The sequence below is a fragment of the Methylobacterium sp. Leaf399 genome (assembly GCF_001424525.1).
In the GTDB taxonomy this organism is placed as follows: Bacteria; Pseudomonadota; Alphaproteobacteria; order Rhizobiales; family Beijerinckiaceae; genus Methylobacterium.
This window is the reverse complement of the sequence record NZ_LMQK01000035.1, coordinates 93706-114781: the sequence shown is the minus strand read 5'-3', so window position 1 is coordinate 114781 and position 21076 is coordinate 93706. Positions and strand designations below refer to the sequence as shown.

The 21076-nt window shown below is 68.4% G+C and carries 22 protein-coding genes; 16 read left to right on the top strand and 6 right to left on the bottom strand.

What is annotated here, in order from left to right; all coding sequences use genetic code 11:
- Positions 1–43: 43 nt before the first annotated feature.
- The 3 genes from ASG40_RS19865 to ASG40_RS19855 all read right to left on the bottom strand — a co-directional run bounded on the left by ASG40_RS19865 (position 44) and on the right by ASG40_RS19855 (position 3551).
- Complete coding sequence (locus tag ASG40_RS19865; RefSeq protein ID WP_055889776.1) at positions 44–526, bottom strand: response regulator; 483 nt, start codon at positions 524–526, stop codon at positions 44–46.
- On the bottom strand, positions 523–1644 hold the full coding sequence (locus ASG40_RS19860) for a histidine kinase dimerization/phosphoacceptor domain -containing protein (protein ID WP_055889774.1): 1122 nt from the start codon (positions 1642–1644) through the stop codon (positions 523–525). Before ASG40_RS19860 ends, ASG40_RS19865 begins: the two co-directional genes overlap by 4 nt.
- A gap of 569 nt (positions 1645–2213) precedes the next feature.
- On the bottom strand, positions 2214–3551 hold the full coding sequence (locus ASG40_RS19855) for an MFS transporter (protein WP_055889771.1): 1338 nt from the start codon (positions 3549–3551) through the stop codon (positions 2214–2216).
- A 308-nt stretch (positions 3552–3859) separates the two neighbouring features.
- On the opposite strand from ASG40_RS19855, the gene cyoA reads away from it, so the two are divergent.
- Genes cyoA through ASG40_RS19830 form a run of 5 tightly spaced genes read left to right on the top strand, consistent with a single transcriptional unit; the run spans position 3860 to position 8939 of the window.
- Positions 3860–5083: a ubiquinol oxidase subunit II gene (cyoA, locus tag ASG40_RS19850; protein WP_055889762.1), complete on the top strand. Its 1224-nt coding sequence runs from the start codon at positions 3860–3862 to the stop codon at positions 5081–5083.
- Positions 5084–5119: 36 nt separating this feature from the next.
- A complete protein-coding gene (cyoB, locus tag ASG40_RS19845; protein WP_055889759.1) occupies positions 5120–7123 on the top strand; it encodes a cytochrome o ubiquinol oxidase subunit I in 2004 nt (667 codons plus the stop codon).
- Between the two features lie 5 nt (positions 7124–7128).
- Complete coding sequence (gene cyoC / locus ASG40_RS19840) at positions 7129–7761, top strand: cytochrome o ubiquinol oxidase subunit III (RefSeq protein WP_055889936.1); 633 nt, start codon at positions 7129–7131, stop codon at positions 7759–7761.
- Positions 7758–8174, top strand: a complete 417-nt coding sequence (gene cyoD, locus ASG40_RS19835; RefSeq protein WP_055889755.1) for a cytochrome o ubiquinol oxidase subunit IV — start codon at positions 7758–7760, stop codon at positions 8172–8174. The genes cyoC and cyoD overlap by 4 nt, the downstream gene beginning before the upstream one ends.
- Positions 8175–8180: 6 nt before the next feature.
- A complete protein-coding gene (locus ASG40_RS19830) occupies positions 8181–8939 on the top strand; it encodes an SURF1 family protein (RefSeq protein ID WP_443136637.1) in 759 nt (252 codons plus the stop codon).
- A 6-nt stretch (positions 8940–8945) separates the two neighbouring features.
- Here ASG40_RS19830 and ASG40_RS19825 read toward each other — a convergent pair whose 3' ends face one another.
- The 3 genes from ASG40_RS19825 to ftsE form a co-directional block, all read right to left on the bottom strand.
- Positions 8946–9734 carry a YdcF family protein gene (locus ASG40_RS19825; protein WP_082524171.1) on the bottom strand — a complete coding sequence of 263 codons (789 nt, stop codon included), beginning with the start codon at positions 9732–9734 and terminating at the stop codon, positions 8946–8948.
- 376 nt (positions 9735–10110) lie between these two features.
- Positions 10111–11118, bottom strand: a complete 1008-nt coding sequence (locus ASG40_RS19820; protein WP_055889752.1) for a cell division protein FtsX — start codon at positions 11116–11118, stop codon at positions 10111–10113.
- A complete protein-coding gene (gene ftsE / locus ASG40_RS19815; protein ID WP_082494679.1) occupies positions 11118–11819 on the bottom strand; it encodes a cell division ATP-binding protein FtsE in 702 nt (233 codons plus the stop codon). The genes ASG40_RS19820 and ftsE overlap by 1 nt, the downstream gene beginning before the upstream one ends.
- Positions 11820–12000: 181 nt before the next feature.
- Here ftsE and ASG40_RS19810 point away from each other — a divergent pair, with 181 nt between their 5' ends.
- The 11 genes from ASG40_RS19810 to ASG40_RS19760 all read left to right on the top strand — a co-directional run bounded on the left by ASG40_RS19810 (position 12001) and on the right by ASG40_RS19760 (position 21047).
- Positions 12001–12840, top strand: a complete 840-nt coding sequence (locus ASG40_RS19810; RefSeq protein ID WP_055889747.1) for a zinc-ribbon domain-containing protein — start codon at positions 12001–12003, stop codon at positions 12838–12840.
- 13 nt (positions 12841–12853) lie between these two features.
- A complete protein-coding gene (gene hpt / locus ASG40_RS19805) occupies positions 12854–13426 on the top strand; it encodes a hypoxanthine phosphoribosyltransferase (protein WP_055889928.1) in 573 nt (190 codons plus the stop codon).
- A 153-nt stretch (positions 13427–13579) separates the two neighbouring features.
- A complete protein-coding gene (locus tag ASG40_RS19800) occupies positions 13580–13945 on the top strand; it encodes a response regulator (protein WP_055889744.1) in 366 nt (121 codons plus the stop codon).
- A 122-nt stretch (positions 13946–14067) separates the two neighbouring features.
- Positions 14068–15057 (top strand): CobW family GTP-binding protein, encoded by a 990-nt coding sequence (locus ASG40_RS19795; RefSeq protein ID WP_055889741.1) that lies wholly within the window; start codon positions 14068–14070, stop codon positions 15055–15057.
- A 154-nt stretch (positions 15058–15211) separates the two neighbouring features.
- Positions 15212–16378 carry an FtsW/RodA/SpoVE family cell cycle protein gene (locus ASG40_RS19790; protein WP_055889739.1) on the top strand — a complete coding sequence of 389 codons (1167 nt, stop codon included), beginning with the start codon at positions 15212–15214 and terminating at the stop codon, positions 16376–16378.
- Positions 16375–17481 carry an undecaprenyldiphospho-muramoylpentapeptide beta-N-acetylglucosaminyltransferase gene (murG, locus tag ASG40_RS19785; RefSeq protein WP_055889736.1) on the top strand — a complete coding sequence of 369 codons (1107 nt, stop codon included), beginning with the start codon at positions 16375–16377 and terminating at the stop codon, positions 17479–17481. The genes ASG40_RS19790 and murG overlap by 4 nt, the downstream gene beginning before the upstream one ends.
- Positions 17482–17536: 55 nt before the next feature.
- Positions 17537–18943 (top strand): UDP-N-acetylmuramate--L-alanine ligase, encoded by a 1407-nt coding sequence (murC, locus tag ASG40_RS19780; protein ID WP_055889732.1) that lies wholly within the window; start codon positions 17537–17539, stop codon positions 18941–18943.
- Positions 18906–19487 (top strand): endonuclease domain-containing protein, encoded by a 582-nt coding sequence (locus ASG40_RS20900; protein WP_338011792.1) that lies wholly within the window; start codon positions 18906–18908, stop codon positions 19485–19487. The genes murC and ASG40_RS20900 overlap by 38 nt, the downstream gene beginning before the upstream one ends.
- Positions 19484–20416, top strand: a complete 933-nt coding sequence (gene murB / locus ASG40_RS19770) for a UDP-N-acetylmuramate dehydrogenase (protein WP_055889727.1) — start codon at positions 19484–19486, stop codon at positions 20414–20416. Before ASG40_RS20900 ends, murB begins: the two co-directional genes overlap by 4 nt.
- 54 nt (positions 20417–20470) lie before the next feature.
- The gene (locus ASG40_RS19765; protein WP_244472465.1) at positions 20471–20686 is read left to right on the top strand and encodes an AbrB/MazE/SpoVT family DNA-binding domain-containing protein; all 216 of its coding nucleotides are present in this window, start codon (positions 20471–20473) and stop codon (positions 20684–20686) included.
- Positions 20673–21047 (top strand): type II toxin-antitoxin system PemK/MazF family toxin, encoded by a 375-nt coding sequence (locus tag ASG40_RS19760; RefSeq protein ID WP_055889722.1) that lies wholly within the window; start codon positions 20673–20675, stop codon positions 21045–21047. Before ASG40_RS19765 ends, ASG40_RS19760 begins: the two co-directional genes overlap by 14 nt.
- Positions 21048–21076: the final 29 nt, after the last annotated feature.

The window sequence follows — 21076 nt, the reverse complement described above, 5'->3', positions numbered from 1 at the left end:
CCGATGTGCGAACGGTATCTCGGAACGACAGGCCGCAACGGCTTCAGAACTGTGCGCCGCGGTCGCTTCCAGATTGCGGTCGCCGGAACGACTCGAGGTGGGCGTCGTACGAGGGCGCGACCCGAAGTCCGAGGGGCCGTTTCGCTTCGGGCGGCGGGCGATGCACGCATTCCTCGATATAGCGCAGGCTCTCCTCGATCACGCCGACGGAAAAGGGCTTCGCGATGACGGCGGCCGCCCCGTCGCACTCCTCGTCGAGATCGGCGGCGTTGGCGGTGACGAACACGATGATCGTCCCTTCGATCGCTCTGATCGCGTCCACCACGTCGAGCCCCGACGAGCGCCCCCGCAACCGCATGTCGACGAACACGACGTCCGGACGTGTCCTGTGGGCGTCGGCGATGGCCTCCTCGGCGGAGAAGGCGGTCGCCACCACGATATGCCCGGCATCTTCCAGCAACATCTCGAGCTGCATCTGGATGACGGCCTCGTCCTCGACGATCATGACGCGCAGGGGAGTGCTCACGCGGTGTTCCTGCTGTCCGCCGCCTCACGCGGCAGGCGGATGTTGATCCGGGTCCCGGGATCCGCGGGCTGCCAGGCAATACTGGCGTTCAGTTGACGGGCCAGGGTCTCGATCAGCCGCTTGCCGAAGGTCCTGCGAACGGGCGCCTGCGTCGACATGCCGACACCGTCGTCAATGATGGTAATCCCGAAATAGTTTCCGTCCGGTCTCACGGCCACCGACAGCCGGCCGGGGCGCTGTTCCGGGAAGGCATGCTTGAGGGCGTTGGTGATGAGTTCGTTCATCATCAGGGCCACCGGCGGCGCCTTCTCCACCGGCACTTCCACCGGTTCCAGGTCGAGATGGAGCGACAGGTCCGGGCGTCCGGACCCGTTGATGAGGTCGGTCACCAGCTCGCGGGCGAATTCCGCCACGTCGAAACGCTCGACATTGTGCGACTGGTACAAGCGCTTATGGACGGTGCCGAGGGCTTCGACGCGGCTGAGCATCTGCTCCATGGCCGCCCGCGCCGTCGGATCGGTGATGGTGCGGGTCTGCATGGTGAGAAGCGAAGCGACCATCTGGAGGTTGTTCTTGACCCTGTGATCGACCTCGTGGACCAGCATCGTCTTGGCGGCGAGAGCCTCCGTGAGGTCGGCGGTCCTCCGGGCGACCTCGCGCTCGAAGCGCTCTTTCTCGGCCTGGATCCGGGCCTGCGCTTCGACCCGGTCCGTCACGTCGAGCTGTGAGGCGAAGAAATAATGCAGGTCGCCGGCCTCGGTGACGACGGGGCTCAGATAGAGCGCATTCCAGAACGGGGTGCCGTCCTTGCGGTAGTTCAGGAGGTCGATGGCGATATCGCGGTTGTCCTGCACCGCGTCACGGACGAGGGCGACGGCGCCCATGTCCGTATCCTCTCCCTGGAGGAAGCGACAGTTACGGCCCATGACCTCGTCCCGCGCATAGCCTGTCAGGTTCAGGAACGCGTCGTTGACGAAGACGATGGGATTGTCGTCCTGGCGCGGGTCGGTGATGATCATCGCCATCCGGGTGGCCCGGACTGCCGCCGCAAAGGGATCTGCTTTGCCGTGCTCGGTCGCGAGCCGATCAGTCAGGTGCCAAGCCTCTGCGGATTCCATGTGATCGATCCTTTCTCCGTCCCGCTGTGGAAACCTCCAAGACGCACGGGGATAATGCCGAGCTTAACTGGCAATCCTGAGAAAGGTTCAACGTCGTTTTCGTGAGCCTTTGCGCAACGGGACCGTGATTCAGGCCAAGGATTACGGCCGACAGGTATGGTCGATTTGCGTAACTGCAACCCCTGTCGTCCGGCCGTTTGCCGACTGACGAGCGATGAATTCGGTCCGCATGCGCGGATGATCTGGAAGCGACCGGCCATTCATCGCGAGAAGGGAAAGCGGAGATCGCCACCGTCGCTACGAAGGCGATGTTCGTCGAATGCGGAAGGCTATTGGACGAGGCGCCGCGTCGACCCCCGAGACGGGATGGCCTCGACCATGGGGCGAGGTCTGCGGAGGGTCGATGCAAGACCCGCGTAGCGAAACCATCCGCAGGCCAACGCCGAAGACCGCGAACGAACGATTGCGGAAAGATGATGCAATAGCGTCGTTCGTGTCCCAGAGTCTTCAGACGTGAGCACCACGACTCGAAAGGGGTGACGCTCAGCACGGCATCAGGCAATCCGCCGTCAGCGCGCACGCATCTCCGGCGTGTTGAAGCGGACCGCCGCCAAGGTGCAGATCGCGCCCGAGAGCAGGTAGAGGCCGATGCAGGCGAGGCCGAACCTGCTCGACAGGCTCAGTGCCACCAGGGGTGCGAATCCGGCGCCGACGAGCCAGGCGAGGTCCGATGTGAGGGCCGCGCCGGTGTAGCGGTAGCGGGCCGGAAAGTTCGAGGTCGCCGCACCGGTGCTCTGCCCGTAGGAGAGGCCGAGCAGGGCAAAGCCGACGATCACGTAGATCGTCTGGCCGATGGCGCTCTCCTCGAACAGGAGCGGCGCCACGATGCTGGCGAGCGCGAACAGGCCGACGAGGCCGGCGGCGAATTCCAGCAGCCGCCGGCGGCCGATCTGGTCGGCGATGATCCCGGAAGCGACGACCGCCCCGGCGCAGACCATGGCGCCCACGAACTGCACCATCAGGAACTCGCCGGCCGAGCGCTGGGTGTAGAGCACGATCCAGCTGATCGGGAACACGGTCACGAGGTGGAACAGCGCGAAGCTCGCCAGCGGCACGAAGGCGCCGATGAGGATGACGCGGCCGTTGACCCGCACGACCTCCGCCACCGGCGTCGGCAGCAGTTCGCTCTGGTCGAGGAGCATCGTGAACTCCTCGGTCGCGATGAGGCGCAGGCGCGCGAACAGGGCGACCACGTTGACCGCGAAGGCCACGTAGAACGGGTAGCGCCAGCCCCAGTCGACGAAGTCGTCGGTGGAGATGTTCATGAGGAAGAACGCGAACAGCAGGCTCGCCAGCATGAAGCCCAGCGGTGCCCCGAGCTGCGGGATCATCGCGTACCAGCCGCGCCGCTCCTTGGGGGCGTTGAGCGCCAGGAGCGAGGCGAGGCCGTCCCAGGCGCCGCCCAGCGCCAGTCCCTGGCCGATCCGGAAGGCGGCCAGCAGCAGGATGGCGGTGACCCCGATCTGGTCGTAGCGCGGCAGGAAGCTGATCGCCGCCGTCGATCCGCCCAAAAGGAACAGGGCCGTCGTCAGCTTGACGCCGCGACCGTGCCGGCGGCCGATCTCCATGAACAGGAAAGTGCCGAAGGGCCGCGCGACGAAGGCCAGCGCGAAGATCGCGAAGGCGGCCAGCGTGCCCTGCAGCGGCTCCAGGAACGGAAAGAACACCTTGGGGAACACCAGCACCGAGCCGATGCCGTAGACGAAGAAGTCGAAGTACTCCGACATGCGCCCGATCACGACGCCGATGGCGATCTCGCCCGGTGCCACCTTGTGATCGTCGTTGGTAGTCTGCCGCACGTCGCGCTCGAGGGGCGTGGAGGTGGGCAGGGCTCGGTCTGCGCTCATGGGACGCCATCGCTCGCGTGACTGATTCGGCGGCCCGCCGTGGCGGCCCCGTTTCGGAACGCTTATGCGGCAGCCTGATCGTGCGTCAAAGCGCAGCAAGATGCGTCGGGGTGAAGCGGTGTCATGTGCTCGGCCCCGGGTGCTCCGCCGCGAGTCGCGTCTCCGCCATGCCGGTCATGCGCCGTCGCGCCGCGGGCTCGGGGCTTGCGCACCGGGACTTGCGGAATGACGTGTTGCAGCGCAGGAAACCCCTCGCCCGGTGCCCTCGGCGCCAAGGTTGCCGTTCACGCTCGATGACCAGAGATCGGATGTTCCCCAGATCCAAGCGCGACCTGTCAAGGCGCGGCCCCTTGCGATGCCTCGCGCTCGCGGCCCTCGCCGTCGTGCTGTCGGGCTGCAACGTCGTGCTGATGCAGCCGTCCGGCGACATCGCCATGCGCCAGCGCGACCTGATCCTCGCCTCCACCGGCCTGATGCTCCTGATCATCGTGCCGGTGATCGCGCTGACCGCGCTCGTCGCCTGGCGCTACCGCGCATCGAACACGGAAGCGACCTACGATCCCGATTGGCACCATTCGACCCAGCTCGAAGTGGTGATCTGGGCGGCGCCTTTGGCCATCGTCATCGCCCTCGGCGCGCTGACCTGGATCAGCACCCACACCCTCGATCCCTACCGGCCCCTGGACAGGCTCGACGCCAAGCGCCCGCTGCCGGCCGATGTTAAGCCGATCACGGTGGAGGTCGTCGCCCTCGATTGGAAATGGCTGTTCTTCTATCCCGATCAGGGAATCGCCACTGTCAACGAGCTGGCCGCTCCCGTCGACGTGCCGATCACCTTCAAGATCACCTCGGCCAGCGTGATGAACTCGTTCTTCATTCCCGCGCTCGCGGGCCAGATCTACGCCATGCCCGGCATGGAGACGAAGCTCCACGCCGTGATCAACAAGGCCGGGATCTTCGACGGCTTCTCCGCCAACTACAGCGGCTCCGGCTTCTCGCGGATGAACTTCAAGTTCCACGGCCTCAAGCGCGAGGCGTTCGACGAATGGGTCGCCAAGGTGAAGGGCGAGGGCAAGCCCCTGAGCCGCGACGCCTACATCGCCCTCGAAAAGCCGACGGAGGCCGAGCCGGTCCGCTATTTCGCGTCCGTCGAGGAGGGGCTCTACAAGGCTGCGCTCAACATGTGCGTGCTGCCCGGTAAGATGTGCATGCACGAGATGATGCACATCGACGCCATGGGCGGCGCCGGCAAGGACAGCCAGGCCAACCGCGACCGCCTGCGCTACGACAACCGCCACGCCGAGCAGGGCGACGAGGCCGTGGGCGCCACCTTCCCCGCCTCTGGGCGCGAATCGCGCGACGGTCACAAGCCCCAGGGCGTGACCTCGGGCGGCTCGCGCGACGGCTCAGGCAAGGACGAGCCCGGCCAGGACAAGTTGGAAAAGACCAATCCGCATCAGGGTCACTCACCTGGCATGAACCATGGCGGCCACAACCACGGCGGCTCCGCCCCCGCCCAGTTGAACAACTGACCACACGTCGCGGACACCAGCGAGCGAGACGATCGCATGTTCTCCAATCCGGACCTTCAGACGCTCGTCTTCGGGCGACTGACCTGGGACGCCATTCCGCTCCACGACCCGATCCTGATCGTGACCTTCGCCATGGTCGCGCTCGGCGGCGCGGCGCTTCTGGGCATCATGACCTACTTCCGCTGGTGGGGGCCGCTGTGGCGCGACTGGCTGACATCCGTCGACCACAAGAAGATCGGCATCATGTACATCGTGATGGCGCTCGTGATGTTGCTGCGCGGATTCTCCGACGCGCTCCTGATGCGCAGCCAGCAGGCGCTGGCCTCCGGTGGCGGCGAGGGCTACCTGCCGCCGCACCACTACGACCAGATCTTCACGGCCCATGGCGTGATCATGATCTTCTTCGTGGCGATGCCGCTGGTCACGGGCCTGATGAACTACGTCATCCCGCTCCAGATCGGCGCGCGCGACGTCGCCTTCCCCTTCCTCAACAACCTCAGCTTCTGGATGACGGCGAGCGGGGCGGCCACCGTGATGGCCTCGCTGTTCGTGGGTGAATTCGCCCGCACCGGCTGGCTCGCCATGCCGCCGCTGTCGGGGGCCGATTCCAGTCCCGGCGTCGGGGTCGACTACTACATCTGGGCGCTGCAGATCGCCGGCGTCGGGACGCTCCTGTCGGGCATCAACCTGATCGCCACCATCGTGAAGATGCGCGCGCCCGGCATGACCATGATGAAGCTGCCGATCTTCGTGTGGTCCTCGCTCTGCACCAACGTGCTGATCGTGGCCGCCTTCCCGATCCTCACCGCCGTCCTGGCGCTGCTCTCCCTCGACCGCTACGTCGGCACGCACTTCTTCACGAACGATCTCGGCGGCAACCCGATGATGTACGTGAACCTGATCTGGATCTGGGGTCACCCGGAAGTCTACATCCTGATCCTGCCGGCCTTCGGCGTGTTCTCCGAGATCGTTTCGACATATTCGTCCAAGCGCCTGTTCGGCTACGCCTCGATGGTCTACGCGCTGGTGGTCATCACCATCCTCGCCTACCTTGTTTGGTTGCACCACTTCTTCACGATGGGCTCGGGCGCGTCAGTGAATTCGTTCTTCGGCATCACGACGATGATCATCTCGATCCCGACGGGGGCCAAGATCTTCAACTGGCTGTTCACGATGTACCGCGGCCGCATCCGGTTCGAGGTGCCGATGCTGTGGACGCTCGGGTTCATGGTGACCTTCGTCATCGGCGGCATGACCGGCGTGCTGCTGGCGGTGCCCCCGGCCGACTTCGTGCTCCACAACAGCCTGTTCCTGGTGGCGCACTTCCACAACGTCATCATCGGCGGCGTCGTGTTCGGCATGTTCGCCGGTATCACCTACTGGTTCCCCAAGGCATTCGGGTACAAGCTCGATCCGTTCTGGGGGAAGATGTCGTTCTGGTTCTGGCTGACCGGCTTCTACGTTGCCTTCATGCCGCTCTACCTCCTGGGCCTGATGGGCGTGACGCGCCGCCTCAACCGGATCGAGGACCCCTCGCTCCAGATCTGGTTCGTGGTCGCGGCGATCGGCTCGGTGCTGATCCTGCTCGGCATCCTCTCGTTCATCGTCCAGCTCGTCGTCAGCTACCGCCGGCGCGACGAACTGCGCGACCTCACCGGCGATCCGTGGGGCGGCCGCACGCTCGAATGGTCGACGGCCTCGCCGCCGCCCGACTACAACTTCGCCTTCACGCCGGTCATCCACGACCACGATGCGTGGTCGGACATGAAGCGGCGCGGCTACAGCCGTCCGCTTACCGGATTCAAGGCGATCCACATGCCGCGCAACACCGCGACCGGCGTGATCCTCGGCGGCCTCAGCACCGTCTTCTCGTTCGCGATGATCTGGTACATGTGGCCGCTGGCGGCGGTCAGCTTCGTCGCGATCCTCGTGGTCTCCATCGCCCACACCTTCAACTATGACCGCGACTTCGACATCCCCGCCGACGCCGTCGTGCGGGCCGAGGGCGAGCGGACGCGGCTGATGGCAAGACAGGCCTGATGGACATGGCGACCCAGGCCGACACCGCGACCTCCGGCGAGGAGGAAGCCCTCCGGTTCTACGAGACCGAGGACCATCCCCATGCGCCCGCGACCCTGATCGGGTTCTGGCTCTACCTGATGAGCGACTGCCTCATCTTCGCGGTCCTGTTCGCGACGCATGCGGTGGTGGGGCGCAACTACGCCGCCGGCCCGTCGCCGGCGGACCTGTTCGACCTCAAGCTCGTGGCGCTCAACACCGCCATGCTGCTGTTCTCCTCCATCACCTACGGCTTTGCGATGCTGGAGATGCAGAAGGACCGGCGGGCCGCGACGCTCCTGTGGCTCGGCCTCACCGGCCTGTTCGGCATCGTCTTCGTCTGTCTCGAGATCTACGAGTTCGCCCACCTGATCCACGAGGGGGCGACGCCCCAGCGCAGCGCCTTCCTGTCCTCCTTCTTCGTGCTGGTCGGGACGCACGGGCTGCATGTCTCCCTCGGCATCGTCTGGCTCGCCGTCCTCATGATCCAGGTCGGGGTGCGCGGGCTCGAGGTCGACAACAAGCGCCGGCTGATGTGCCTGTCGATGTTCTGGCACTTCCTCGACGTGATCTGGATCGGCGTCTTCACCTTCGTCTACCTGATGGGGACCCTGAAATGAGCTCGGCGACGCGCGCGAATTCGGCGGCGGATGCCGCGCAGACCAAGGACGGCCACGGCCACGACAGCGTCGAGGGCGAACCCCACGGCTCGGTCCGGGGCTACGTCACCGGCTTCGTGCTGTCGGCGATCCTGACGGCGATCCCGTTCTGGCTGGTGATGGGCGACGTCATCGGTAACGCGCGCATCACCGGCTTCGTGGTCATGGCCTTCGCCATGGTCCAGGTCGTGGTCCACATGATCTACTTCCTGCACATGGACACCCGCTCGGAGGGTGGCTGGACGGTGCTGGCGTTGATCTTCACCGCGACCCTCGTGGTGATCACCCTGGTCGGGTCGCTGTGGGTGATGCACCACCTCAACGCCAACATGATGCCGATGTCGGCCGAGGATATGAAGCAGCACATGCCCTGACCGGCCGTGGCGGGCATCCCCCACCGTCGCCGCGGTTCGCTGCGAACCCTGGCGACCCTCGGACTGCTGGCGGCGACGGTGTGCGGGGTCTGCGTCGCGCTGGGAACCTGGCAACTCCAGCGCCGGGTCTGGAAACTTGACCTGATCGCCCGCGTGGAGACCCGCATCCGGGCCGCGCCGGCGACGGCGCCCACGCCCGACGACCTGCCCGCGCCGACTCGGGCGAGCGACGAGTACCGCCGCGTTCGCGCCGAGGGTGTGTTCCTCCACGCTCGCGAGACGCTGGTCCAGGCGGTGACGGACCGCGGCCCCGGCTTCTGGGTTGTGACGCCGCTGCGCCGAGCCGACGGGACGACCATCCTGATCAACCGGGGCTTCGTGCCTCCGGACCGGCGCGCGCCGGCGAGCCGGGAGCCGGGACCGGACGAGGCCCAGGTGACCGGTCTCCTGCGCCTGAGCGAACCGGGCGGTGCCTTCCTGCGGTCGAACGATCCGGCGGGCGAGCGCTGGTATTCCCGCGACGTGGCGTCCATCGCCGCCGCCCGCGTGCTCACACGCGTCGCGCCCTATTTCGTCGATGCCGATGCGACGCCCAATCCCGGTGGACTGCCGGTGGGAGGGCTGACGGTGGTCGCCTTCCGCAACGACCACCTCGTCTATGCCGTCACCTGGTACGTGCTGGCACTGATGGCGGCGGGGGGAGGGTGGATCGTCCTGCGCGAGGCGCGGCGCAGGCACGACCGATCGGAGCCGTCGTCCGACTGAAGGACGTCAGTCGTTCTCGCGCATCAGCGTCTCGGACACGACCCGCACGGGCTTGCGCCGGCCGATCAGGACCGCAGCGCGCGAGGTTTCCGGGTCGTGTTCGAAACGGGTGCGGACCCAGGCCACCAGGAACTTCACGTATTCAGAGGCGAGCAGCCGGGTCGAGGCCGGGCTCTGCCACCAATGCGGGCCGACGCCCTCGGCGACGACGGGATGGGGCACCACCCGGTCGCGGCCGGCCAGAGCATGGTCGAGTTCGATCAGCGTGCGGGGCATGTGATAGTTCGAGGTGACCACCGCCACGGTGTTGAAGCGGTGCAGCCGCATCCAGCGCCGGGTCTCGATGGCGTTGCCGATGGTGTTGCGGGCCCGGTAGTCGAGGTCGACGCAGCACTCGATCCAGTGGCGCTGGCTCGGGTTCAGGCGGGTGATCTCGTCGCGGCTGGTGCGTTCGTTGACCCCGGTGATGAGCAGGCGCCGGCCATAGCCGCTGGCCAGGAGATCGATGGCGTCGCCGATGCGTTGGGCGCCGCCGGTGAGGGCGACGATGGCGTCGGGCCGCTCGGAGAGCGCGCGCTCGTCGCGGTCGATGCAGGCGACGAAGCTCAGAAAACCACCCAGCAGCGCCGCGACGCCGATGCCGCCCACGACCGCCGCCCCCCTCAGGGCGCGCCCCTGGACCGACGGCGGCCGGCTGCGCACGGGCGGCGCTGACAGGGCCGGGCCGCGCGGAGGCGCCTCGTCCCAGGCCCAACCGAAGGCGCCGCGCGGGCTGATGGTGGTGTCGCCAGACATCCGAGTGGTCATTCTCCCGGAGGATAGCCGCGATTGCGGCGTTGCAGAGGCGCCACTCTCTGCCGCAAAAGCTTCACGCCTCGTTAACGCTCACCCGAAGGAAGGGTGTGGGTCAAGGCGTCGGCGCGAGCGGGCGCTCCTGCACCGGATGCGGGATGATACGGTTTCCGCCTGGATCAAGCGGGAACCGTATCACCGAGCCCGCGCGGCTCCTGAGCGAAGCCCATGTCCACATCACGAAGTGATCAACAGGAAATGGGATGAGACCCCGCCGCCGGGCCGACGATCGGCCCCTGGCGAGAACTGGGGCTCGCGGACGGGTGCTTCAAGCCAAAACCCGGCTCATGCCAAAACCGGGCTCATGCCAAAACCGGGCTCAGGCCAGGAAGCGACGCACGGTCAGGCGCGAGACCAGCCCGGTGACCACCGAGGCGATGACCCCGACCAGGAGCACGCTGGCATAGCCGCGCCAGCCGACGTGGAACGCACCGAAGAGGGCGTCGAGTTCCTCGCCCGCCGGTCCGGTGCGCCAGGCGCGGGCGACGACGCCGGCGGCCGCGAAGGCCGCGAGGGCGGCGACCGATCCGACGATGCCGCCGCGCAGGCCCAGCCCGAAGAAGCGGCGCTGAAAGGCACGGGCGATGAAGTCGTCGTCGGCGCCCACGAAGTGCAGCACCTCCACCACCTCGCGGTTGCCCGCCATGGCGCCCCGGGTCGCGAAGGCCACCGCGAGCCCGGTGGCGATGAGCACCAGGGCGACGATGCCGACCCCGACCCCGACGAAGGTGTTGGCCATGGTCGAGAGCCGGCGCAGCCACAGGGCATGGTCGTCGAGGCTGGCGACACCCGGCAGCGCCTCGGCCAGGGAGGCCCGGAGCGGCTTGAGGTCGGGGCTCGGTCCCGGCGCCAGGGTGAGGGTGACGAGGCGGGGCACCGGCAGGTCCGACAGGTCGAGGCCGCTGCCGAGCCAGGGTTCGAGCAGGCGCTCGGCCTCCGCCTTCGAGAAGACGCGGGTGGTGGCGATCCCCGGCGTCGCCTTGGCCAGGGCCTCGGCCCGGGCGACGTCCGCGTCGATGGCGCGGCCGGGGCTCGGCCTCACCTGGATCGTCACCTCCTGCGCCACCGCGCCCTGCCACTGGTCGGCGCTGGAGGCCACCATCTCGGCGGCCCCCGCGCACAGCGCGGCGAGGAATGTAAGGATGGCGATCACCGCCGCCAGCGAGCGGCTGGCGGCCGAATCGGTCGGGACCAGGGGCGCGTTGCGCCGCAGGGTCGGCGGCAGCGGCGGCTCTACCGCGGCGGCGTCGCCCGCACCTGGCCGCGCCCCGGACCGGGTCGCGTCCGTCCTGGCCGTCTTGCGGGAGAGGGGAGCGGTGTCGCCCATCACGGCGTCTCCACGCGCAGCCGGCCCTCGCCCAATACGAGCCGGCGGGCGTCGACGAGGTCCATCAACGCGAAATCGTGGGTGGCGATCAGCACCGAGGTGCCGAGCCGGTTGAGTTCGATGAACAGGCGCAGCAGGCGCCGCCCGAGGCCGGGATCGACGTTGCCGGTGGGTTCGTCGGCCAGGAGCAGTTCGGGCCGCGCGATCAGCGCCCGTGCGATGGCCGCGCGCTGCTTCTCGCCACCCGACAGCAGGGGAGGGAGCACGTGCATGCGCTCGCCGAGGCCGACCCAGCGCAGCAGTTCGACCACCTCGGCCCGGTAGCTCGACTCCGCCCGGCCCTGGACGCGCAGGGGCAGGGCGACGTTCTCGTAGGTGGTGAGGTGGTCGAGCAGCCGGAAATCCTGGAACACGACGCCCATGCGCCGGCGCAGGGAGGTGAGGGTGTCGCTGGCGATGCCGCTGACCTCCTCGCCGAACACCGAGACCAGCCCGCGCGTCGGCCGCACCGACAAGAGGATGAGACGCAAGAGGGTGGTCTTCCCCGCCCCCGAGGGACCGGTGAGGAACTGGAAGGAATGGGGTGCGATCTCGAAGCTCACGTCGCTCAGGACCTCCGGTCCGAGGCCGTAGCGCATCCCGACGTTCTCGAACTGGACCACGGGTCCCTCGGCCCCCGCGAGCAGGCTCTCCCCCCTCACGCGGTCCGCCACGGTTCACCCGTTCCGTCGGCGCCCATGGGCCGGCCTGGTCTGCGATGCCTCAAGGCGTCCGTTCCTCCCGCCCCACCTTCACACGCGGTTAACCGCGTTCCGCGACAACCATGTCTGTCTTTTTGCACGACGCGGCAACCGCCGACCGACCCGGAAGCGCCGATTCGCCATGCAGATCGTCTGCCCCGCCTGCGCCAGCGAATACGAGATTCCCACCGATCGGGTCGGAGCGGAAGGCCGCTCGGTGCGCTGCGCCGCCTGCCGCGAGACCTGGTTCATCGGGCCCGACGACGTCGCCACCGCGCAGATCGCCGAAGCCATGGCGGCGATGGACGACGGCACCCGCAACCGCTCCGAGGACCAAGCCGCCCTCGACGCCTGGGAAGCGGCCCTGGCGGAGGAGGGCATCGCCCCCGACGCCGCAGCCTCGTCCTCCCCTGCAGAGCCCCCGTCCGTCGACCCCCCGCCGAGGAAGGCGGCCAAACGGCCCTTGCGACCGGTAAAGCCGGGCCGGTCGTGGTCCGCCTTCGCCACCGCGGCGGGCCTGTGGCTGGCGATCGTCGCGGTGGGGGGTGGCGCCCTCGTCGCCCGCACCACGGTCGTACGGGCGATGCCCCAGAGTGCCGGGCTCTATGCCGCCATCGGCCTGCCCGTGAACCTGCGCGGCATCGAGCTGCGCGACGTGGCCGCCTTCCAGGCCGCTGGCGAGGGGGGCCTGACGCAGCTCGTGGTGGAGGGCGATCTCGTCGGCGTCTCGCGGGAGGCCGTCGCCGTGCCGGCCATCGAGATCGAGGTGCGCGACGAGCGGGACCAGCCGCTCTACCGCTGGACCGTTCCCTCCCCGCGCCCGTCCCTGGAGGATCGCGAGACCGCCCGCTTCCGGGCCAGCCTGTCGGCGCCGCCGGCCCAGGGGCGGTCGGTGCAGGTGCGCTTCGCGGGCACCGGGCAGATGCGTGCCGATGCCGCCGCGAGCGAGCCCAAGGCCGATGCCAGCCGGCGGAACCCATGATATGGACTGCGTGATGAACACCACGCCTTCCCGACGCGTCCGCGTCCTGTTCGACGAATCCGCCATCGCCCGGCGCAACGAGGAACTGGCCGGCGAGATCGCGGCGGCCAAGCTCGAAGACCTTCTCGTGGTCGCGGTGCTCAAGGGCAGCTTCATGTTCGCCGCCGACCTGTTGCGCGCGCTGCACCGGTCCGGCCTCGCGCCGCAGGTCGAGTTCGTCCACCTGTCGAGCTACCGCACCGGCACCGTCTCCACCGGTCAGGTCGAGATCCTGCGCGACGTCCAGAGCGAGGTGCGGGGCCGCGACGTGCTCCTCGTCGACGACATCCTCGAATCGGGCCGGACCCTGGTCTTCGCCAAGGATCTGCTGATGGCGCGCGGCGCCAAGCGCGTGATGACGGCGGTGCTGCTCGAGAAGCCCGGCAAGCGCGCCGTGACCATCGACGCGGATTTCGTCGGCTTCCCCTGTCCCGATGCCTTCGTGGTCGGTTACGGCATGGATGCCGCCCACGCCTACCGCCAGTTGCCCTTCGTCGGCCTGGTCGACTTCGAGAGCAGCGAGCCCGACCTCTTCGGCGGCACCTGACCGGCTTCATTCGCTTGGCCACCGGTGGCATTTGCGCGCAGAGATGACAAATTCGTCCGGCGGCTCTGCCATTTTCGCTTGACATGCGATCTTGGCGCTTGCGTCTCTGGCACCGGCGGCGACACGCCCGCGATCACATACGAAACGGTGTTTATGGCTCGCATCCTGCTAGTGGATGACGAAGAGACGATCCGCGGCTTCCTGAAGCGCGGCCTCGAGATCGACGGGCATGCCGTGGTCACCGCCAGCGATGGCAGCGACGGGCTGGACCGGCTGATCGAGGCGGCCGGCGATTTCGACCTGCTGCTCACCGACATCCGCATGCCGTTGATGGACGGCATCGCCCTGGCGCTCGCGGCCAAGCGCGACTTCCCCGACCTGACCATCCTGCTGATGACCGGCTTTGCCGATCAGCGCGAGCGCGCGCGCGGCCTCGACGCCATCGTGACCGACGTCCTGACCAAGCCCTTCTCCCTGGCCGACCTGCGCTCGACCGTGAACCGCGCTCTGGCGGCCTGAGCGGACCGACGCTGGCTCCGGTTCCCGGCGTGCCTTCCATCGCACGCGGGTGACACACTATATCATCGGACGAAGACCAGCGCGGGCCCTCCCGCGCCGCGCGCCCCCATGAGACCGTTCCCATGTCCGACACCTCCGGCAATATCTCCGACCCTGGCAAGATTCCCGTCACCGTGCTCACCGGCTATCTCGGTGCTGGCAAGACGACCCTCCTCAACCGCATCCTCACCGAGAACCACGGCAAGCGCTACGCCGTGATCGTCAACGAGTTCGGCGAGATCGGCATCGACAACGACCTCGTGGTCGGCGCCGACGAGGAGGTGTTCGAGATGAACAACGGCTGCGTCTGCTGCACCGTGCGCGGCGACCTCATCCGCATCATGGACGGCCTCGTGAAGCGGCGCGGCAAGTTCGACGCGATCATCGTCGAAACCACGGGGCTGGCCGACCCCGCCCCCGTCGCCCAGACCTTCTTCGTCGACCAGGACGTGGGCGATGCCGCCCGCCTCGACGCCGTGGTCACGGTGGCCGACGCCAAGTGGCTGTCCGACCGCCTGAAGGACGCCCCCGAGGCCAAGAACCAGATCGCCTTCGCCGACGTCATCCTCCTCAACAAGGCCGATCTCGTGGAGCCGGGCGACCTCGACCGGGTCGAAGGCCAGATCCGCGCGATCAATCCCTACGCCACGATCCACCGCACCAGCCGCTGCGACGTGCCCCTCGATGCGGTGCTCGACCGCAACGCCTTCGACCTCGGCCGCATCCTCGACATCGAGCCGGCGTTCCTGGAGGAGGGCCACCACCATCACCACGACGACGAGATGCAGTCGGTCTCGGCCAGGATCGACGGCCCGGTGGACCCGGAGAAATTCATGCCGTGGATCTCGAACCTGACCCAGGTGCAGGGGCCGGACATCCTGCGCTGCAAGGGCATCGTCGCCTTCCCGAACGAGCCGCAGCGCTTCGTCTTCCAGGGCGTCCACATGATCCTCGACGGCGACCTCCAGGGCCCGTGGAAGGACGACGAGGCCCGGGTCTCGCGGGTGGTGTTCATCGGGCGCAACCTCGACCCGGAGACGATCCGGGCCGGCTTCTTCGACTGCAAGGCATAGGCGCAGCGTTCCTTCCCCCCGCGCGGGGGGAAGGGACTTGGCGAGCCATCGTCTCCGGTGGGACGGGAGACGGGTGTCCGCAAGGATTGGTTTACCATTCCGTCCCAGGATCGCGCCGCGCCGCCATCCGCCGGCGCGCGAGAGAGCGCCATCCATGATGTCCCGCGCGGAACGCACGCCCCTCACCGATTGGTGGTGGACGGTCGACAAAGGCCTCCTGGCCGGCCTTGCCGCGCTGATGGTGGCGGGCCTCGTCTTCCTCATGGGCGGCGGCCCGCCGGTGGCCGAAAAGATCGGCCTGCCGACCTTCTACTTCCTCAACCGGCAGGCGCTCTATCTGGCGCCGACGCTGCTGATCATCGTGGCGGTCTCGTTCCTGTCCCTACGCCACATCCGGCGTGTGGCGCTCGCCACGTGGATCGTCGGCGTGGCCCTGTGTATCCTGGCCGGCAAGTTCGGGCCCGAGATCAAGGGCGCCCACCGCTGGATCCAGTTCGGCGCCTTCGGCCTGCAGCCGTCCGAGTTCGTGAAGCCCGCCTTCGTGGTGGTGGCGGCCTGGGCGTTCTCGGAGGGCGCGCAACGGCGCGACATGCCCGGCGGCCTTCTCGCCATCCTGCTCCTGCCCATCACGATCGTGCCGCTGATCCTGCAGCCGGATTTCGGCCAGACCATGCTGATCACCATCGTCTGGTGCTCGCTGTTCTTCGTGGCGGGCCTGCACTGGTTCTGGGTCGCGGGCCTGGGCGTCAGCGGCCTCCTCGGGGTCGCGGTGGCCTATCGTTTCCTGCATCACGTCCGCGAGCGCATCACCCGCTTCATGGACAAGGATTCCGGCGACAGCTTCCAGGAGTTCTGGGCGCGCGAATCGTTCAACTCCGGCGGCTGGCTCGGCACCGGCCCCGGTGAGGGCGTCGCCAAGCGCCACCTGCCCGACGCGCACACCGACTTCATCTTCTCCGTCACCGGGGAGGAGTTCGGTGCGCTCGTCTGCCTCGGCCTCGTCTGCCTGTTCGCCTATATCGTGATGCGCGGCCTCAAGCTGGCGCGCCGCACCGACGACACCTTTTCGCGCCTGGCCATCACGGGATTGACGACGCTGTTCGGATTGCAGGCCTGCATCAACATGGCGGTGAACGTACGATTGATGCCGGCCAAGGGCATGACCCTGCCGTTCGTCTCCTACGGCGGTTCGTCCCTGATCTCGCTGGCGCTCGGCATGGGCTTCCTCGTGGCCCTGACCCGCAAGCGGCCGCGCACGGTGATGCTGAGCCAGAAGCCGCCCGGCACCGCGCCGGCGACGGTGGCCGGGGTGATGCGATGACCGTGGCGCAGGCCACCGTCCTCCTCTGTGCCGGCGGCACCGGCGGGCACCTGTTCCCGGCCGAGAGCCTGGCCATCGCGTTGCGCGCCCGCGGCGTGCGGGTGGTGCTCGCCACCGACGCGCGGGTGGATTCCATCGCCACGGGCTTTCCGGCCTCCGAGATCGTCACCATCGCCTCGGCGACACCTTCGGGCCGCTCGCTCGTCCGGCGGGCGAGCGCGCTCCTGACGCTGGGCCGCGGGTTCGGCGCCGCCGCCCGTGAGATCAAGCGGATCGACCCGGCCGCCATCGTCGGGTTCGGCGGCTATCCGACGGTGCCGCCGATGCTCGCGGGACAGATCCTGCGGCGGCCCACCATCCTGCACGAGCAGAACGCGGTGATGGGCCGGGCCAACGCCTTCCTGGCGCGCGGCGCGCGTGCCATCGCCACGGGCTTCGCCGAGGTTCGCGGCATCCCGGAGAAGGCCACCGCACCGCGCACCCACACCGGCAACCCCCTGCGCCCGGCGGTGCTGGCGGCGGCGGCGACCTATCCGCCGCTCGGCGACAGCGACGGCCTCCACCTCCTCGTCTTCGGCGGCAGCCAGGGCGCGGCCGTGATGGGCCAAATCGTGCCCGCGGCCATCGCGCAGCTCCCCGCCGACCTGCGCGCCCGCCTCCACCTCGTGCAGCAGGTCCGCGCCGAGGACCTGACGCAGGTGCAGAACCTCTACCTCGGCCTCGGTCTGGCCGGGCTCGAGACGGCGCCGTTCTTCAAGGACCTGCCCACGCGCATGGCCCAGAGCCACCTCGTCATCGGTCGCTCGGGCGCCTCCACGGTCTCGGAACTGGCCGCCATCGGCCGGCCCGCGATCCTGGTGCCGCTGCCGGGCGCCCTTGATCAGGACCAGGCCGCCAATGCCGCGACGCTGAGCGCCATCGGCGCGGCGCTGACGATTCCGCAGGGCAGCTTCACCCCCGACCGCCTCACCGCGGAACTGGTCGATCTGTTCGGAACGCCGGCAAAATTGACCGCGGCGGCGGCAGCGGCCAAAAGTGCCGGCATCCACGACGCCGCCGAACGGCTCGCCGATGTCGTGATCGCGACGGCGGCGCTCACCTGATCGCGGGGTCGGCGCCGCGGCGCACCCGCTCGAACCGACGAGACTGGCTCACATCATGAAGCTGCCCGACAAGCTCGGCCCCATCCATTTCATCGGCATCGGCGGCATCGGCATGTCCGGCATCGCCGAGGTGATGATGAACCTCGGCTACACGGTGCAGGGGTCGGACGCCAACGACAACGCCAACGTCCGCCGGCTCGCCGAAAAGGGCATCAGGACCTTCGTCGGCCATGCGGCCGGCAACGTCGAGGAGGCGGCCCTCGTGGTGGTCTCCACCGCGATCCGGCGCGACAACCCCGAGCTCGTCGCCGCCCGCGAGCGCCGCCTGCCGGTGGTGCGGCGAGCCGAGATGCTGGCCGAGCTGATGCGCTTCAAGTCCTGCGTCGCCATCGCCGGCACCCACGGCAAGACCACCACCACCTCGCTGGTGGCCGCCCTCCTCGATGCGGGCAACCTCGACCCCACCGTCATCAACGGCGGCATCATCAACGCCTACGGCACCAACGCCCGCATGGGCGAGGGCGAGTGGATGGTGGTGGAGGCCGACGAATCCGACGGCACCTTCCTGAAGCTGCCGGCCGATGTCGCCATCGTGACCAACATCGACCCCGAGCACCTCGACCATTTCGGCTCGTTCGAGGCGGTGAAAGACGCCTTCCGGCGCTTCATCGACAACATCCCCTTCTACGGTTTCGCCGTGATGTGCATCGACCACCCGGTGGTGCAGGACCTCGTCGGCCACATCGAGGACCGCCGCATCATCACTTACGGCGAGAACCCGCAGGCCGACGTGCGCCTGATCGACGTGGACCTGCGCGGCGGCCAGAGCCGGTTCCGCGTGATGATCCGCGACCGTCGTCCCGGCTTTCGCCTCGAGATGGAGAACCTCGTCCTGCCGATGCCGGGCAAGCACAACGCCCTCAACGCCACCGCGGCGCTGGCCGTGGCCCACGAACTCGGCGTCGAGCCGCAGGCGATCCGCAAGGCGCTGGCAGGCTTCGGCGGCGTCAAGCGCCGCTTCACCAAGACCGGCGAATGGAACGGCGCCCTGATCTTCGACGACTACGGGCACCACCCGGTGGAGATCAAAGCGGTGCTCAAGGCCGCCCGCGCCTCGACGGAGTCCAACGTCATCGCCATTGTGCAGCCCCACCGCTACACCCGGCTGGCCTCCCTGTTCGACGATTTCTGCACCTGCTTCAACGACGCCGACACGGTCATCGTCGCCCCGGTCTACGCCGCGGGCGAGGCGCCGATCGAGGGCATGGACCGCGACGGCCTCGTCTCGGGCCTCAAGTCCCGTGGCCACCGCGACGCGCTGGCCCTCGACCGCACCGAGGATCTCGCCGGCCTGGTGGCGAGCCGCGCCAAGGCGGGCGACTACGTCGTGTGCCTGGGGGCCGGCAACATCACGCAGTGGGCCTATGCGCTTCCGGCGGAACTGGCGTCGTTGCAGGCCTGAGGCGATGCGCTCGGCGGACGAAGAGCGGACCGAATGTCGGCGCCGGCTTCGCCACGATCACACCGACGTCGAGACGAGATCATGGCGGCGTCTGCGCAATCGCCAGTTCGGTGGGTTCAAGTCCGTCCGTCGCGAAGGAATTGGCCCCTACGGTGCCGGCTTTTGTCGTCGTGAGGTCGAGGTGGTCGTCGAGCTCGACGGAAGTCGGCATGCCGACAGGTCTCGTGATACGAGCAGAGATACCCATCTCGCCCGGCTCGGCTATCGCGTCCTTCGTTTCCGGAACGCCGGGACCAAGGACGATATCGCTGGTGTTCTCGACACCATCGCTGCGCCGCTTCCCCCCTCTCCCCGCTCGCGCGGAGAGGACGTCGGGCCCCTTGTCGGGGCCGGCGTGAGCCCGAAGGGCGAAGGTGACGGGGCGATCCCAGAGAAGCCTCATCCGACAGCGTCCCCTCACCCTCGGCTGCCGCCTCGCTTGGCCGACGACGAGGTCGGCCAAGCCCTCTCCCCGCGAGCGGGGAGAGGAGGAGAACCCTCATGACCGCCTTCCCCGACATCACCCCCGACATCCGATCGCGTGCGCCCGCCCTGCGCGGACGCCTCGTCGCGAACCAGTCGCTGGCCGACCTCACCTGGTTTCGGGTCGGCGGACCGGCGCAGGTGCTGTTCAGCCCGGCCGACGAGGAGGATCTGGCGCTGCTGCTGGCCGCCCTCGATCCGGCGATGCCCGTGACGGTGATCGGCCTCGGCTCGAACCTGATCGTGCGGGACGGTGGCATACCGGGGGTGACGGTCCGGCTCGGTGGCAAGGCCTTCGGCTCGGTGGAGATCGACGGCGACACTCTGCGGGCCGGCACCGCCGTCCCCGACATGCGCCTGGCCAAGGCGGCGGCGGAGGCCTCCCTCGACGGGCTCGCCTTCTTCCGCGGCATCCCCGGTTCGATCGGCGGTGCGCTGCGCATGAACGCCGGCGCCCATGGCGGCGAGACCACCGACGTCCTGGTCGAGGCCCGCGGCATCGACAGGCGCGGCGAACGGCGGACGTTCGGCCACGGCGAGATGGGCTTTGCCTACCGCCATTCCTCCGCCCCCGAGGACGTGATCTTCACGAGCGCCCTGTTCCGCGGGCGGCCGGGCGAGCGCGCGGCGATCGAATCGGAGATGGACCGCGTCACCGCGGCCCGCGAGGCGGCCCAGCCGATCCGCGAGCGCACCGGCGGCTCGACCTTCAAGAATCCCGACGGCGGCAAGGCCTGGCAACTCGTCGACGCAGCCGGCTGCCGCGGCCTGCGTGTCGGCGGCGCCCAGGTGTCGCCGATGCACTGCAACTTCCTCATCAACACCGACGGCGCCACCGCGGCCGACATCGAGGCTCTCGGCGAAGAGGTGCGCCGGCGCGTGCGCGAGACCTCGGGCGTCGAGCTCCACTGGGAGATCAAGCGCATTGGCGTGTCGACGTCGGGGGCGTAAGCCGGTAAGACGTAAGTCATCCGACGCGAGGGGCCGATGGCGGGACAGGACGTCTTGACGATCTATTCGAAGGTCTCCGTGAAGAGTCAGACCGTGCTGCCGGCCGAAGTGCGCGAACGCCTCGGCATCGGCCCCGGCGACCGCCTCCGTTACGTGATCACGCCGGACGGCATTCGTATCGAAAAGGCCCGGCCCGAGGGTGAAGATCCTTTCGTGACCTTCACGGAATGGGCGGGGGCCGCCGACGAAGACGCCTATGGCAATCTCTGAGGATCCGAGCGAAGTCCCGTTTTCGGCGGGGACCGTGGTGGTCGTACCGTTTCCCTGCTCCGACCGCCTCGCCGAAAAGCGCCGCCCGGCCGTCGTCGTCTCGGGCCAGGCCGTCGCAGAGGCGGGGTTCGTCTGGATCGCCATGATCACCAGTGCGAACAACCCGGCGATGGGGGGCGATCAGGCGATCGACGATCTCGCCGCCGCCGGTCTCTCGGCCCCTTCGGTCGTCAGGCCCGTCAAGCTGGCCTGCATCGAACCGCTCCGCATCCTCAAACGGATCGGCACATTGTCCCCGGTGGTGGCCGAAGCGGTGTTCGACGCGATCCGCGACAGGATCGGACCACCAAGGCCCGCGTGACGACGAAACCCATTTCGCGAAAGTTTCAG

Excerpts from the sequence above, each read along its gene's own strand:
- murB (WP_055889727.1), top strand. The coding sequence starts at position 19,484 with ATGACCGCCTTCCCCGACATCACCCCCGACATCCGATCGCGTGCGCCC.
- ASG40_RS19820 (WP_055889752.1), bottom strand. The coding sequence starts at position 11,118 with ATGGGCGACACCGCTCCCCTCTCCCGCAAGACGGCCAGGACGGACGCG.
- ASG40_RS19825 (WP_082524171.1), bottom strand. The coding sequence starts at position 9,734 with ATGTCTGGCGACACCACCATCAGCCCGCGCGGCGCCTTCGGTTGGGCC.
- ASG40_RS19795 (WP_055889741.1), top strand. The coding sequence starts at position 14,068 with ATGTCCGACACCTCCGGCAATATCTCCGACCCTGGCAAGATTCCCGTC.
- ASG40_RS19800 (WP_055889744.1), top strand. The coding sequence starts at position 13,580 with ATGGCTCGCATCCTGCTAGTGGATGACGAAGAGACGATCCGCGGCTTC.
- ASG40_RS19860 (WP_055889774.1), bottom strand. The coding sequence starts at position 1,644 with ATGGAATCCGCAGAGGCTTGGCACCTGACTGATCGGCTCGCGACCGAG.
- cyoD (WP_055889755.1), top strand. The coding sequence starts at position 7,758 with ATGAGCTCGGCGACGCGCGCGAATTCGGCGGCGGATGCCGCGCAGACC.
- ASG40_RS19790 (WP_055889739.1), top strand. The coding sequence starts at position 15,212 with ATGATGTCCCGCGCGGAACGCACGCCCCTCACCGATTGGTGGTGGACG.
- cyoB (WP_055889759.1), top strand. The coding sequence starts at position 5,120 with ATGTTCTCCAATCCGGACCTTCAGACGCTCGTCTTCGGGCGACTGACC.
- ASG40_RS19760 (WP_055889722.1), top strand. The coding sequence starts at position 20,673 with ATGGCAATCTCTGAGGATCCGAGCGAAGTCCCGTTTTCGGCGGGGACC.
- cyoC (WP_055889936.1), top strand. The coding sequence starts at position 7,129 with ATGGCGACCCAGGCCGACACCGCGACCTCCGGCGAGGAGGAAGCCCTC.
- ASG40_RS20900 (WP_338011792.1), top strand. The coding sequence starts at position 18,906 with ATGCGCTTCCGGCGGAACTGGCGTCGTTGCAGGCCTGAGGCGATGCGC.
- murC (WP_055889732.1), top strand. The coding sequence starts at position 17,537 with ATGAAGCTGCCCGACAAGCTCGGCCCCATCCATTTCATCGGCATCGGC.
- murG (WP_055889736.1), top strand. The coding sequence starts at position 16,375 with ATGACCGTGGCGCAGGCCACCGTCCTCCTCTGTGCCGGCGGCACCGGC.
- ASG40_RS19810 (WP_055889747.1), top strand. The coding sequence starts at position 12,001 with ATGCAGATCGTCTGCCCCGCCTGCGCCAGCGAATACGAGATTCCCACC.
- hpt (WP_055889928.1), top strand. The coding sequence starts at position 12,854 with ATGAACACCACGCCTTCCCGACGCGTCCGCGTCCTGTTCGACGAATCC.
- ASG40_RS19855 (WP_055889771.1), bottom strand. The coding sequence starts at position 3,551 with ATGAGCGCAGACCGAGCCCTGCCCACCTCCACGCCCCTCGAGCGCGAC.
- cyoA (WP_055889762.1), top strand. The coding sequence starts at position 3,860 with ATGTTCCCCAGATCCAAGCGCGACCTGTCAAGGCGCGGCCCCTTGCGA.